Source organism: Pseudomonas arabinosi (genome assembly GCF_047758675.1).
Classification (GTDB): Bacteria; Pseudomonadota; Gammaproteobacteria; order Pseudomonadales; family Pseudomonadaceae; genus Aquipseudomonas; species Aquipseudomonas arabinosi.
On record NZ_CP180480.1, the window covers coordinates 2386165 to 2400173 of the forward strand.

At 60.3% G+C, this 14009-nt stretch carries 10 protein-coding genes; 4 read left to right on the top strand and 6 right to left on the bottom strand.

Features of this window, described 5'->3' with window-relative positions; all coding sequences use genetic code 11:
* The 3 genes from ACMXYJ_RS11110 to ACMXYJ_RS11120 all read right to left on the bottom strand — a co-directional run bounded on the left by ACMXYJ_RS11110 (nucleotide 1) and on the right by ACMXYJ_RS11120 (nucleotide 3348).
* Nucleotides 1-1212 (bottom strand): nitrate/nitrite transporter, encoded by a 1212-nt coding sequence (locus ACMXYJ_RS11110; RefSeq protein WP_415759845.1) that lies wholly within the window; start codon nucleotides 1210-1212, stop codon nucleotides 1-3.
* A 333-nt stretch (nucleotides 1213-1545) separates the two neighbouring features.
* Nucleotides 1546-2121, bottom strand: a complete 576-nt coding sequence (locus tag ACMXYJ_RS11115) for an ANTAR domain-containing response regulator (protein ID WP_008146285.1) — start codon at nucleotides 2119-2121, stop codon at nucleotides 1546-1548.
* 15 nt (nucleotides 2122-2136) lie between these two features.
* Nucleotides 2137-3348, bottom strand: coding sequence for a CmpA/NrtA family ABC transporter substrate-binding protein (locus ACMXYJ_RS11120; RefSeq protein WP_415759846.1), 1212 nt, complete (start codon nucleotides 3346-3348; stop codon nucleotides 2137-2139).
* A gap of 230 nt (nucleotides 3349-3578) precedes the next feature.
* On the opposite strand from ACMXYJ_RS11120, the gene ACMXYJ_RS11125 reads away from it, so the two are divergent.
* Complete coding sequence (locus tag ACMXYJ_RS11125) at nucleotides 3579-4598, top strand: quinone-dependent dihydroorotate dehydrogenase (RefSeq protein WP_033055681.1); 1020 nt, start codon at nucleotides 3579-3581, stop codon at nucleotides 4596-4598.
* Between the two features lie 241 nt (nucleotides 4599-4839).
* Here ACMXYJ_RS11125 and rmf read toward each other — a convergent pair whose 3' ends face one another.
* Entirely contained in the window at nucleotides 4840-5055 is a 216-nt protein-coding gene (rmf, locus tag ACMXYJ_RS11130; RefSeq protein WP_003223300.1) for a ribosome modulation factor, read from the bottom strand.
* A 530-nt stretch (nucleotides 5056-5585) separates the two neighbouring features.
* Between rmf and rlmKL the strand changes: the two genes are divergently transcribed.
* Together rlmKL and ACMXYJ_RS11140 are read left to right on the top strand one after the other, a co-directional pair.
* Nucleotides 5586-7856, top strand: coding sequence for a bifunctional 23S rRNA (guanine(2069)-N(7))-methyltransferase RlmK/23S rRNA (guanine(2445)-N(2))-methyltransferase RlmL (rlmKL, locus tag ACMXYJ_RS11135; protein ID WP_415759847.1), 2271 nt, complete (start codon nucleotides 5586-5588; stop codon nucleotides 7854-7856).
* A gap of 141 nt (nucleotides 7857-7997) precedes the next feature.
* Nucleotides 7998-10397: a sensor domain-containing diguanylate cyclase gene (locus ACMXYJ_RS11140; protein WP_415759848.1), complete on the top strand. Its 2400-nt coding sequence runs from the start codon at nucleotides 7998-8000 to the stop codon at nucleotides 10395-10397.
* 139 nt (nucleotides 10398-10536) lie between these two features.
* Here the strand turns inward: ACMXYJ_RS11140 and dacB are convergent, their stop codons facing one another.
* Nucleotides 10537-11997 carry a D-alanyl-D-alanine carboxypeptidase/D-alanyl-D-alanine endopeptidase gene (dacB, locus tag ACMXYJ_RS11145; protein WP_415759849.1) on the bottom strand — a complete coding sequence of 487 codons (1461 nt, stop codon included), beginning with the start codon at nucleotides 11995-11997 and terminating at the stop codon, nucleotides 10537-10539.
* A gap of 232 nt (nucleotides 11998-12229) precedes the next feature.
* On the opposite strand from dacB, the gene ACMXYJ_RS11150 reads away from it, so the two are divergent.
* Nucleotides 12230-12574, top strand: a complete 345-nt coding sequence (locus ACMXYJ_RS11150; RefSeq protein ID WP_007896965.1) for a YggL family protein — start codon at nucleotides 12230-12232, stop codon at nucleotides 12572-12574.
* A 151-nt stretch (nucleotides 12575-12725) separates the two neighbouring features.
* Here ACMXYJ_RS11150 and ACMXYJ_RS11155 read toward each other — a convergent pair whose 3' ends face one another.
* On the bottom strand, nucleotides 12726-13916 hold the full coding sequence (locus tag ACMXYJ_RS11155; protein ID WP_415759850.1) for a benzoate/H(+) symporter BenE family transporter: 1191 nt from the start codon (nucleotides 13914-13916) through the stop codon (nucleotides 12726-12728).
* Nucleotides 13917-14009: the final 93 nt, after the last annotated feature.

A 14009-nucleotide genomic window follows, 5' to 3' on the forward strand; every position in this document is an offset into this window, starting at 1 on the left:
TCAGACCCGAGCAGCGGTCACGGCTGCCGAACCCCAAGTGGTTCTCCAGCGACGTTTCACGCCGTGCAGACCGAACCAGGCCAGAACGCCAAGGCTGGCGAACAGCCACAAGGCCAGTTGATAGCTTCCGGTGCTTTGTTTGATTGCGCCCATGCCCGCGGCCAGTGCAAATCCGCCAATACCGCCGGCCATGCCGATCAAACCGGTCATCACACCGATCTCGCGACGAAAACGCTGCGGCACCAATTGGAAAACGGCGCCGTTACCGGCACCCAAACCGAGCATGGTGCAGACGAAAAGTGCCAGTGCCGCGTAGGAACTCGGCAGATTGAAACCCACCGCTGCGATGCAGACCGCCGCCACCGTGTACATCCCCAAAAGGGTGCGAATGCCACCGAAGCGGTCAGCCAGAGCGCCGCCCAGCGGACGCATCAAGCTGCCACCGAACACACAGGCTGCGGTGTAGTAACCGGCGGTCACCGGGCTCAGGCCATATTGGTCGTTGAAATAGCCGGGCAGGGCGCTGGCCAGGCCGATGAAGCCGCCGAAGGTCACGCTGTAGAAAAACATGAACCACCAGCTGTCGCGGTCGCCCAAGGCCTTGAAGTAGTCGGACATCGACTTGGCTTTTGGCCGCTCAGGCGCGTTTTTGGCCAGCCAGGCGAAGACGATGATGGTCAGAATCAGCGGGATCAGCGCGAAGCCGAACACGTTGCTCCAGCCAAACGCAGCCGCCAGCACCGGGGCGATCAGTGCGGCGAGCACGGTGCCCGAGTTACCGGCACCGGCGATGCCCATGGCTTTGCCTTGGTGTTGTGGCGGATACCATTGCGAGGCCAGCGGCAGGGCGACGGCGAAGGACGCGCCGGCCATGCCGAGGAACAGGCCCAGCACCAGCGCTTGTTCGTAACTGTGGATGCCGAGTTTCCAGGCACCGAACAGGGCGCAGATGACGATTACCTGGCCAATCAGCCCGGCGGTTTTCGGTGACAGGCGATCAGCCAGCAAGCCCATGACAAAGCGCAATACCGCCCCGGCCAGAATCGGCGTGGCCACCACCAGCCCGCGCTGCTGGGTGGTCAGGTGCAGGTCGGCGGCGATCTGCACTGCCAGTGGGCCAAGCAGGTACCAGACCATGAAGCTCAGGTCGAAGTAGAGGAAGGCCGCGAACAATGTCGGGGTATGGCCGGATTTCCAGAAGCTTGAATTCATCGCGCACCTCAGCTGTTAGGAGTCTCGAGAAGGAGTCATGAGCTTGCAGGTGGGGCGCCGCATCGGCCGCACCACCGGCCCCGGTCTATGGGGCCAAAACAAAAAAAACGCCGCCACCGGATTCGCCAAGGGGCAAATGAGGTGAGCGACGTCTTTGTCGTAGGTGGGGCAACCGCCGTTGGTTACCTGTAGTGATTACCTAGCGAGATCTGTGCCAACAGTCGAAACCGAGTCGCGGCCATATTCGCGAGCAAGCCCGCTCCCACAGGGGAATGCGCACAACTGTGGGAGCGGGCTTGCTCGCGATGGCGTCCTATCAGGCGACACAGAGGGTTAGCCGAGTAGCTCGCTCATGGCAATGATCTGCTCCGCCACCTGAATCAGCTTCTGCTGACGGCTCATGGCCTGGCGGCGCATCAGGGTGTAGGCCTCTTCCTCGTTGCAGTCTTTCATTTTCATCAGCAGCCCTTTGGCCAGCTCGATGCGCTTGCGCTCGGCCAGTTGTTGGTCGCGGGCGTTTAGCTGGGCGCGCAGGGCCTGGTCGCTTTCAAAGCGCGCCATGGCCACGTCGAGAATCGGCTGCAAGCGCTGTGCGTGGATGCCTTCGACGATGTAGGCACTGACGCCGGACTTGATCGCCTGACGCATCACATCGGGATCATGTTCATCGGTAAACATCACGATCGGCCGCGGTTGATCGCGGCTCACCAGCACCACTTGTTCCATCACATCGCGGCTCGGTGACTCGGTATCGATCAAAATCACGTCCGGACGCACCGTTTCGACGCGCGCGGGCAGGTCGATGGTCAGGCCCGACTCGTCGATCACCTCGAATCCGGCTTCGGTCAAGGCCGCTTTCAGGCGACCGACTTTCTTCGCGGTGTCGTTGATCAGCAGGATACGCAACATATTCGTAGTCTCCTGTCAGCGGCTGGCGAGAAGGGGCGAGCTGTCGCTCATGGCGTGCAGCTTGAAACTGCGGGCATAGCCGGCGGGGTCCAGGCCATCCCAGACCTTGCCGTCGATCAACTGGCTGCTGCGCATTTGCTGATTACTCGCGGCCACACCGACAGCGGTCGCGGCCTCTCGATACAAGTCTAGTTGCTGGACCTGACGGGCCACGCCCAGGTAGTCCGGGTCGTCGCGCAACAAACCCCAACGACGAAACTGGGTCATGAACCACATGCCATCGGACAGATACGGCAGATTGACCTCGCCATCACCATGGAAACGCAGTGCGTGCGGGTCCTGCCAGCGATTACCCAGGCCATCGGCGTAGTCACCGAGCAATCGCGGTTCAATGCAGTCGAGTGGCGCGTCGAGGTATTGGGGCGCACTCAACAGCTTCGCGGTGCTGCGGCGATTCTCGGTGCTTTCTTCGATGAAGCGGCTGGCCTCCAGAATCGCCATCACCAGCGCCCTTGCGGTGTTGGGGTATTGCTCGACAAAGGCGCGGGTGCAGCCGAGGACTTTTTCCGGGTGATCGGGCCAGATGGTCTGGGTGGTTGCCATCGTGAACCCCAGATTTTGCTGCACCGCACTGGCGGACCATGGCTCGCCGACGCAGAAGCCGTCGATGCGCCCGGCTTGCAGGTGCGCAACCATTTGTGGCGGCGGCACGACCACGCTGTCGACGTCCTGCAACGGATGAATACCCTGACTCGCGAGCCAGTAATACAGCCACATGGCGTGGGTGCCGGTAGGAAATGTCTGGGCGAAGGTGAGTTTTGGGCGACTTTGGTGCACGTGTCGGTCCAGTGCTTCAGGACTGGTCACGCCTAAAGTCTGTAAGCCATGGGAAAGGTTGATGCTCTGGCCGTTCTGATTCAGGCCCATGAGCACCGCCATGTCGGTCGACGCAACACCGCCGATGCCCAAATGCACGGCGTAGATCAAACCGTACAGGCTGTGGGCGGCGTCGAGTTCGCCACTGACCAGTTTGTCCCGCAGGTTGGCCCAGGACGACTGACGCTTGAGGTTCAGGGTCAGGCCATAAGGTTGGGCAAAGCCCTGCGTGGCCGCGACCACTACCGAGGCGCAGTCGCTCAGGGCCATGAAGCCGAGGCTGATTTCGGTCTTTTCCGGGGCATCGCTGCCGTTGACCCAGGCCAGAGGGTTGGCTGGAACTTCAATCATCAGTAAACACCTTCCATAAAAAAGCGCCGTACCGGGCTGCTTGCCAGGGCAAGGCCAAGTGACGACGCCTTTGTCTTTCGACTCATCCCGCCGTTGGCATGAGTGCTTATGTGAGTGACGGTGCAAGGCATATGCCATCGCTCGCTGATTTTGTCGCGCGCCTCGCCTGCAACCCCGATGCCCGGCTATAATCGCCGCCACTTTTCGTAGCCCGCAGGCAAACCCCGCCCATGTACACCCTGGCCCGTCAGCTGTTGTTCAAACTTTCCCCGGAAACCTCCCACGATCTGTCCCTGGACCTGATCGGCGCGGGCGGGCGTTTGGGCCTCAACGGCTTGCTGTGCAAGGCACCGGCGAAAATGCCGGTGACCGTCATGGGCCTCGACTTCCCGAACCCGGTGGGTCTGGCGGCCGGTCTGGACAAGAACGGCGCGGCCATCGACGGTTTTGCGCAACTGGGTTTTGGGTTTGTCGAAATCGGCACCATCACCCCGCGTCCGCAGCCGGGCAACCCGAAGCCACGCATTTTCCGTCTGCCGGATGCCGAGGCGATCATCAACCGCATGGGGTTCAACAACCTCGGCGTCGATCACCTGCTGGCTCGAGTGGCTGCGGCCAAGTTCAAGGGCGTGCTGGGCATCAATATCGGCAAAAACTTCGATACCCCGGTTGAGCGGGCGGTGGACGACTACCTGATCTGCCTGGACAAGGTCTATGCCCACGCCAGCTATGTGACGGTCAACGTCAGCTCGCCGAACACCCCGGGCCTGCGCAGCCTGCAATTCGGCGATTCGCTGAAGCAGTTGTTGGCCGACCTGGCCACGCGCCGCGCAGAACTGGCGCTGCGCCACGGCAAACATGTACCCCTGGCGATCAAGATTGCGCCGGACATGACCGACGAAGAAACCGCTCAGGTCGCGCAAGCGCTGATCGAAACCGGGATGGACGCGGTGATCGCCACCAACACCACCCTGAGCCGCGTCGGCGTAGAAGGCATGGAGCATGGTGACGAGGCGGGCGGTCTGTCCGGCGCACCGGTTCGCGACAAGAGCACCCACACCGTGAAGGTGCTGGCGGCCGAGTTGGCCGGTCGCTTGCCGATCATCGCCGTGGGCGGCATCACCGAAGGCAAGCACGCGGCTGAGAAAATCGCTGCAGGTGCGAGCCTGGTGCAGCTCTATTCCGGCTTCATCTATAAAGGCCCGGCGCTGATTCGTGAATCGGTAGACGCGATCGCCGCCTTGCGCTGATCCCTGTGGGAGCGAGCTTGCTCGCGATGACGGACTTGCAGCCAACGTCATTGTTGAATGTTAAACCGCTATCGCGAGCAAGCTCGCTCCCACAGTGATGTATGCAGCCAAGGTGAGATTTTGGCAGGCATAAAAAAGGGCTCCTCGAAGGAGCCCCTGGGCCGAAGCCCGCCGCCCGGATGGGGCGTGCGTGGTAAGTCGTTACGTAATCAGATTGTCGTGTCGGAGTGTGTGCCCTGTGTTAGCCGACGGCGTGAAGTTCGTTGAGTCTATGGATTCCCGCAGTGCCGGTCATACCGTCCCAGTTGTCGCCGCGTCCTTCTCGCCAGCCGTTAATCCAGGCTTGGCGTACCGACGGTAGAGTAAATGGGCAAAGCTCACGGGATTTGCCACCAACGCCATATTGATATCCGCGCAAAAATGCTCTTTCCAACGGATCACGCTTAAGTCTTCTCATAGGGTGTTGCCCTCACTTGTTGACTGTATTTATCGCGTCGACCTCAATTGAGGTCTGGCAGAAAAACTCCTGCCGTTGGGGCTCGCTGCCGGCGTCGCGAGCCAAGGTGTTGACGTCATTGCGGCGTCAACCTGTGTTGAGTTCTAACCAATGCGTCACATCGAGGGAATGATCGTTTTGTCATAAGGACGTAACGATAAAGATGGTATGGCGATAAGTAACCGGATGTCTGGTCCGTGTTTATTCGCCAAACCCCCGGTATGATCGGCCCCGCGCTGGATGATGGGGTTAATCCTTTAGTGAGAATGTCTCCTGTTACCCAAGGGACTATTCGACGAAGGGTCGACTTATGACATTTTGTTGCTTCAACTTTTTTATCTGCCTTTGCATCTAAGCTCTTTTAACCCGAGCAGCAGGGGTGGGACGGCACACCTTCGTGCCACGCGGGCGCTCTTTTAGAAAAGCGCCTGATTGAAAACCGGGTCGGCAATGCGTTGCCGGTTCACTTAGCTAAAGGCTCTGAAATTCCAATGTCCGATCAATTCGAAATCTTCCTCACTTGCCCAAAAGGCCTTGAAGGCCTGCTCATCGAGGAAGCCGTCGGGCTTGGCCTTGAGGAAGCGCGTGAGCACACCTCTGCCGTGCGCGGCATGGCCACCATGGAAACCGCCTATCGCCTGTGCCTGTGGTCGCGTCTGGCGAACCGGGTGCTGCTGGTGCTCAAGCGTTTCCCGATGAAAGACGCCGAAGACCTGTATCACGGCGTGCTGGATATCGAGTGGCAAGACCACATGCTCAACGATGGCACCCTGGCCGTTGAGTTCAGCGGTCACGGCTCGGGCATCGACAACACCCACTTCGGCGCCTTGAAGGTCAAGGACGCCATCGTCGACAAACTGCGCACGCCGCAGGGTGACCGTCCGTCCATCGACAAGCTCAACCCGGACCTGCGCATTCACCTGCGCCTGGACCGTGGCGAAGCGATTCTGTCCCTCGACCTCTCCGGCCACAGCCTGCACCAGCGCGGCTATCGCTTGCAGCAAGGCGCGGCACCGCTGAAGGAAAACCTCGCGGCAGCAATCCTGATCCGTTCCGGCTGGCCACGCATTGCGGCCGATGGCGGCGCGCTGGCTGACCCTATGTGCGGTGTCGGTACGTTCCTCGTCGAAGCCGCGATGATCGCCGCCGACATGGCGCCGAACCTGCGTCGCGAGCAGTGGGGTTTCACCGCCTGGCTCGGTCACGTCCCGGCGCTGTGGAAAAAGCTTCACGAAGAAGCCAGTGAGCGTTGCGCGGCCGGTCTGGCCAAGCCACCGCTGTGGATACGCGGTTACGAAGCCGACCCACGCCTGATTCAACCGGGTCGCAACAACGTTGAACGTGCCGGCCTGAGCGAGTGGATCAAGATCTACCAGGGCGAAGTCGGGACGTTCGAGCCACGTCCGGACCAGAACCAGAAAGGCCTGGTGATCTGCAACCCACCGTACGGCGAACGTCTGGGTGACGAAGCGAGCTTGCTCTATCTCTACCAGAACCTCGGCGAACGTCTGCGTCAGGCCTGCTTGAACTGGGAAGCCGCGGTATTCACCGGCGCCCCGGACCTGGGCAAGCGCATGGGCATCCGCAGCCACAAACAGTATTCGTTCTGGAACGGCGCGTTGCCGTGCAAGTTGCTGCTGATCAAGGTCACGCCGGACCAGTTCGTCACTGGCGAACGTCGCACTCCGGAACAGCGTCAGGTCGAACGCGAGCAAGCCGAAGTCGAAGTCGCAGACAACGACGTAGCACCCGGCAAGTACGAGAAATACAACAAGAACGGCAACCCGATCAAACCGGCACCGGTAGTGATCGAGCAACCGCGCTTGAGCGAAGGCGGGCAGATGTTTGCCAACCGTCTGCAAAAGAACCTCAAGGCCCTCGGCAAGTGGGTCAAGCGTGAAGGCATCGACTGCTACCGCGTCTACGATGCCGACATGCCGGAATACTCCATGGCCATCGACCTGTATCAGGATTGGGTCCACGTCCAGGAATACGCCGCGCCGAAATCCATCGATCCGGAAAAAGCCTCGGCGCGCATGTTCGACGCCCTGGCCGCCATTCCGCAGGCCCTTAACATCGACAAGAGCCGCGTGGTGGTCAAGCGTCGCGAGCGTCAGAGCGGCACCAAGCAGTACGAACGCCAAGCGGCACAGGGCAAGTTCGTCGAGGTCAACGAAGGCGGCGTGAAGCTGCTGGTGAACCTCACGGATTACCTCGATACCGGGCTGTTCCTCGATCACCGGCCGATGCGCATGCGGATTCAGAAAGAGGCGGCCGGCAAGCGTTTCCTCAACCTGTATAGCTACACCGCAACCGCCAGTGTTCACGCAGCCAAGGGCGGTGCGCGCAGCACCACCAGCGTCGACCTGTCGAAAACTTATCTGGACTGGGCGCGTCGCAACCTGTCGCTGAACGGTTTCTCCGAGAAGAACCGTCTGGAGCAGGGCGACGTGATGGCCTGGCTCGATGCCTGCCGTGACGAATACGACCTGATCTTCATCGATCCGCCGACGTTCTCCAACTCCAAGCGCATGGAAGGGATCTTCGATGTGCAGCGTGACCAGGTGCAATTGATCGACCTGGCCATGGCGCGTCTGGCCCCGGGCGGCGTGTTGTACTTCTCCAACAACTTCCGCAAATTCCAGCTCGAGGAAAATCTCACCGAGCGTTATGCCGTAGAAGAAATCACCGCCCAGACCATCGATCCGGATTTCGCCCGTAATGGCAAAATCCACCGTGCCTGGAAAATCACGGCTCGTTGACACTTGAAGGGATTGGATCCACAGAGCCTTGATTTTTAAAGGCTCTTGGCTTCTTTCTGTGCTGGTCAAATTGATGGCTAATAGCTATAACTCAACGCATGCCAATGGGCTTTCCCGCACCTGGCGTTTTGAGTTGCGTCTATGTCGTTACACGCCGTGCGCCCGAAAATCCTGGGTTTTATCAGTGAAGATGTCTCGGCCTGGCTGGTCGCGCTGCTGGTATTGGTTGTCGGCGGGATTCTCACGGGATTGCTGGCGTGGTCGACGCTGAATCTGTTCCACCATCAATTGCGGCAACGTTTCCAACTGCTGGCCAGTGAACGTTACAGCCGTATCGAAGAACGCTTCGAAGATCAGGAGCAGCGCCTCGATGGCCTGCGCCGGTTCTTTGCCAATTCCGATTCGGTCTCCCGTGCGGAGTTCGACGGTTACACCCAACCGCTGCTGCACCGGACTCAGGCCTATTCCTTCGCCAAGCGGGTAACCGGTGCCGAACGGGCGGTATTTGAACGCCAGGTGCGTGCAGAGGGTTTACCCGACTTCACCCTGCGTGAACTCAATGCCGACGGCCAGTTGCAACTGGCGGGCGAACGGGATGAGTACGTGGCGGTGCTGTATAGCCAGACCCAAAGCAAACTGGGTTCGCCGCTGGGCTACGACTTGTGGGCTCAACCTTTGCGCCGTGCCACCCTTGAACGGGCCGATCAGCACGGCGGCATGGCGGTATCGCAGCCGATGCATCTGGTCAGTATCGAACCGGCCTATGCCCGCGGCGTGCTGCTGGTCGCACCGGTGTTGCTGCGCAATAGTCCGGCTACGGCGGGGGGGAAACCGTACGGTTATGTCATGGCCGTGATCAGCATGCGCCAATTGCTGGCGGACGGGCTGCCGGAGGCTGGCCGTGACTATCTTTCGGTGCGCATCCTCGACTTATCCACAGACGATCAGCACGAAGTGCTTTATGAGTCCCCCAACACCTCGGCCCCCAGTGAGTTGGCCGCGACCCGGCTGCTACGGCTTGCCGACCATGACTATCAAGTTGACATACAGCCCAGCGATGCCTTCCTGCGAGCCAATCACTCTTCGGTGACCACCCTGGTGGTGCTGGGCGGCTTGCTCAGTCTGTTGCTCAGTGCCTTGCTCTATGTGCTGGTCAGTCAGCGTCAACGGGCGCTGAAAATGGTCGAACAACGGACCCGGGAGTTGCGCGCCCGCGAGCAGGAGTTGCGCGGCACCCATGGCCAGTTGCGCGGCGTGCTGAATGCCGCGACCCAAGTGGCAATCATCGCCACTGACCTGCGCGGGGTTATCCAAACCTTCAATGCCGGTGCCGAGCAAATGCTTGGCTACACCAGCGCCGAAGTGGTGGGCCACATGACCCTGGAAAACCTGCACCTGCCCCGGGAACTCCTCGCACGTTCGGCGGAGTTGAGCGCGCGTTATGGCAAACCGATTCCGACCTGCCAGGCGATGTTGGTCGAGGGCGGCGAGGAGGGCGGTCACGAAGCTCGGGAATGGACGCTGCTGCGTAGCGACGGCAGCCATTTGACAGTGAACATGCTGGCGACCCCGGTCCTCGACGAGCAAGGTTTGTGGGTCGGGCACCTGGCGATTTGTATCGACATCACTGAACGCAAGCGGGTCCACGAGGCCTTGGCGGCACGGGACCTGTTGTTGAAGAAACTCAGCGCCCATGTGCCCGGCGGGATCTACCAATTCAAGATGGAGTTCGATGGGCGCTTCAGCGTGATCTACGCCAGCGACGGTATTCGCGAGATCTACGAACTTGAACCGGACGTGCTGTTGTTCAACGCCGAAGCGATTTTCACGCGGATTCATCCGCAGGACACCACCCGGGTCCGCGCCTCGATCCGGGCGTCGGCGGACACCCTCAGCCCTTGGCGCGAGGAATACCGCGTGCAGCTGCCCCTGCGCGGCCTGCGTTGGGTTCGTGGCGAGGCGACCCCGGAGGAATTGCCCGGTGGCGGCGTGCTCTGGCACGGCTATGTCTCGGACATCTCCGACTTGAAACGGGTGGAAGAAGAACTGCGGGCGCTATCGATCACCGACTCTCTGACCGGGATCCACAATCGCCGCTACTTCCAGGAACGCCTGACCACCGAAATGGACCGGGTCGAACGCGGTGGCGGCGAACTGTCGGTGATCATGCTCGATATCGACCACTTCAAACGCATCAATGACCAGCATGGCCACGCGGTCGGCGATCGGGTGTTACAGATCGTGTGCGAACGCATCGGTCATCGGCTGCGCCGCACCGACGTGTTCTGTCGCCTGGGTGGCGAGGAGTTCATGGTGCTTTGCCCGGACATCAACGGCGAGCATGCCCATGTACTGGCCTTGCAGCTATGGCAAGGGTTGCGCAGTTCGCCGATCGAAGGCGTCGGGACCGTGACCGCCAGTTTCGGGATTGCCAGTTGGCGAGTCGGGGAGGGCGCGGATGCGCTGCTGCTGCGGGCGGATTCGGGAGTGTATGCGGCGAAACTGGCCGGACGGGATCGGGTAGAAGGAGAGATGAACTAGAGCTGGCAGCATGATCGTTCCCACGCTCTGCGTGGGAATGCCTCTAGGGACGCTCTGCGTCCAGTGACGCGGAGCGTCACGGGCTGCATTCCCACGCGGAGCGTGGGAACGATCAGTCTGTGGTGTTTTGCAGATCGGGTTAGAGCACCGAAGCCGTTTCCGGCAGTTTCGGCTGGCGATACAGGTCCAGCAGCACCTGATCCAGCACCGACGACGCGCCAAACGGTGCCTTGTCGTTGAGAATCGCCACCACCGCCCAAGTGTTGCCGTTGATGTCGCGGCTGAAGCCGGCAATCGCCCGCACGGTATTCAGGGTGCCGGTCTTGACGTGGGCTTCACCACGCATTGCAGTGGTCTTCAGGCGTTTGCGCATGGTGCCGTCGGTGCCGGCAATTGGCATCGAACTGATGAACTCGGCCGAATACGGGCTTTTCCAGGCCGCTTGCAGCATGCCGGCCATTTCACGCGCACTCACCCGTTCCGCACGGGACAGGCCGGAACCGTTTTCCATCACCAGGTGCGGCGCGGTGATGCCTTTCTTCGCCAGCCACTGACGCACGACCCGCTGTGCAGCCTTGGCATCGTCACCGTCGGCCTCGGTGCGGAACTGCGCGCCCAGGCTCAGGAACAGCTGCTGGGCCATGGTGTTGTTACTGTATTTGTTGATGTCGCGGATGATTTCCGCCAGGTCCGGCGAGAAGGCCCGAGCCAGGACCTTGGCATTTTTAGGTGTTGGCGCCAAACGGTCCACGCCCTGAATGCTGCCGCCCAGTTCCTTCCAGATTGCCCGCACGGCGCCCGCGGTGTAGGTCGCGTGGTCGAGCAGCGACAGGTAAGTCTGGGAGCTGCAACCCTCGCCCAACTGGCCGCCGACCGTCACGGTCACGCTGCCATCGGTCTGGGTCACCGGGTTGTACCGCACGCCACCGGTGCATTGCTTGGAGTTGACGGCTTTGACCTGGTTTTCGATGCGAATGGTGGCAATCGGCGGTTCCACCGACACCAGCACCCGGCCGTTGTCGTTACGCGCCACAAAACGCAGGGCCTTGAGGTTGACCATCAGCGCGTCAGGTTTGACCAGGAATGGCTTGTTATCGTCATTGCCGTCGTCGTTGAACTGCGGCAATTGCGGCTGTATGAAGAAATTGCGGTCCAGCACCAGGTCGCCAGTGATTTGCGTCACACCGTTGGCGCGCAGGTCACGCATCAGCAACCAGAGTTTTTCCATGTTCAGCTTCGGATCGCCGCCACCTTTGAGGTAGAGGTTACCGTTGAGGATGCCGCCGCTGAGCGTGCCGTCGGTGTAAAACTCGGTTTTCCACTGGTGGTTCGGGCCGAGCATTTCCAGCGCCGCGTACGTGGTGACCAGTTTCATGGTCGAGGCCGGATTGACCGAGACGTCAGCGTTGAAAATGGTCGGGGTGCCGGGGCCATTGAGCGGGATCATCACCAGCGACAGGGCGTTGTCCTGCATCTTGCTGGCCTTGAGGGCTTTTTCAACGTTGGGCGACAGCGCGGTGTTGATCTGGGCGGCGGAAACAGAGAAGGCCAGAGGGAGCAGAAAACCGGCCAGTAACAATGGACGCAAAGATTTGATCATGTGAAATAAACCCTACAGCCGAGGGGGAAAAAAACGAGGGCATGAAGATAAATTCCCTCAGTGGTCATGAAAGTGTCGGCATTATGCCCCAAGGTGTAGCGGCTTGTGCCGTGCGCTGGCCTTCTAATCCGCTATTTTTTACCGACGGTAGGGCTTGCAGCCCAGAGAGACGGGCAATCGGCGCCTTAAACTGCTAAAGTGCCGCCCGTTATTACTTATGAGGATTGTTCCAATGGCGACTAACCGTTCCCAGCGTCTGCGCAAAAAACTGTGCGTCGATGAATTTCAAGAGCTGGGTTTCGAACTGAACCTGGATTTCAAAGAAGATTTGGCTGATGAAGCCATTGATGCTTTCCTCGACGCTTTCCTGAAAGAAGCCATGGAAGCCAACGGTCTGGGTTATGTTGGCGGCGACGACTTCGGTCTGGTTTGCCTGCAGAAGCGTGGCTCGGTGTCCGAAGAGCAGCGTGCCGCTGTTGAAGCCTGGCTCAAAGGCCGCAGCGAACTGACCGAAGCAACCGTCAGCCCGCTGATCGACGTCTGGTACCCGGAAAAGCCGATCAATCCGGTAGCTTGATGTCATAAAAAACGGCGACCCAAGGGTCGCCGTTTTTTTATGTCCGGAAGATCAAGAGCTCGCAGCCTCGTTGCACTCGACAGCTGCTACAGGATGAACGCATTCCAATGTAGGAGCTGTCGAGTGAAACGAGGCTGCGATCTTTTGCTTTTCAGGCTTTACGCCAATTCAGAATCACCAACGTCAACACCCCCGCCACAATCCCCCAGAACGCTGAACCGATGGAAAACAGCGTCAGCCCCGACGCCGTGACCATAAAGGTAATCAGCGCAGCTTCCCGTTCCTGCACTTGCGCCATGGCAATGCTCAAGCCATTGATGATCGAGCCGAACAGCGCCAGCGCCGCAATCGACAGCACCAACTCTTTCGGCAGCGCGGCAAACAGCGCCGCCAGCGTCGCGCCGAACACCCCGGCGAACCCGTAGAAAATCCCGCACCAGACGGCCGCCGTGTAGCGCTTGTTGCGATCCTCATGGGCATGCGGCCCGGTGCAAATCGCCGCGCTGATGGCCGCGAGGTTGATCCCGTGGGAACCGAACGGCGCCAGCAGCAACGAAGCGATGCCGGTGGTGGTGATCAGCGGCGAGGCCGGCACGGTGTAACCGTCGGCGCGCAGCACGGCAATGCCTGGCATGTTCTGCGAGGTCATCGCCACGACAAACAGCGGGATGCCGATGCTGATGGTCGCGGCCAGGGAGAAGTGCGGCGTGGTCCAGACCGGCGTCGCCACTTCCAGATGGAAACCGCTGAAGTCCAGCAAGCCCATGAACCCTGACAGCGCCGTCCCGATCAACAGCGCGGCCAGTACGGCATAACGCGGCGACAGACGTTTGACCACCAGATAAGTGAAGAACATGCCCAATACCAGCGCGGTGCGATGCTGCGCGGCGACGAAGATTTCGCTGCCGATCTTGAACAGAATCCCCGCTAAAAGCGCAGCGGCCAATGAAGCCGGAATTTTTTTCACCAGCCGTTCGAAGCTGCCGGTCAGGCCACAGATGGTCACCAGCACCGCGCAGGTAATGTAGGCGCCAATGGCTTCGCCGTAGGTCACGCCGCCCAGACTGGTAATCAGCAACGCCGCACCGGGGGTCGACCAGGCAATGGTGATCGGTGTGCGATAACGCAAAGACAGGCCGATCGAGCACACCGCCATGCCAATGGAGATTGCCCAGATCCACGACGAAATCTGCCCGCTGGTCAGGCCCGCCGCTTGCCCGGCCTGGAACATCAGGACCAGCGAGCTGGTGTAACCGGTCATCATCGCGATGAAGCCGGCGACGATCGCAGAAGGCGATGTATCGGCCAAAGGGCGTAGTTGCGTGTGTGTGACGTCAGTCATGACAACGGTGTTCCTTGTTCAAGCTGCGGATTCTGCGTTCAAGCCTAAACTCAAAAGTAACCAGTCGTTGCAATACAGCGGAAGTGACAAACA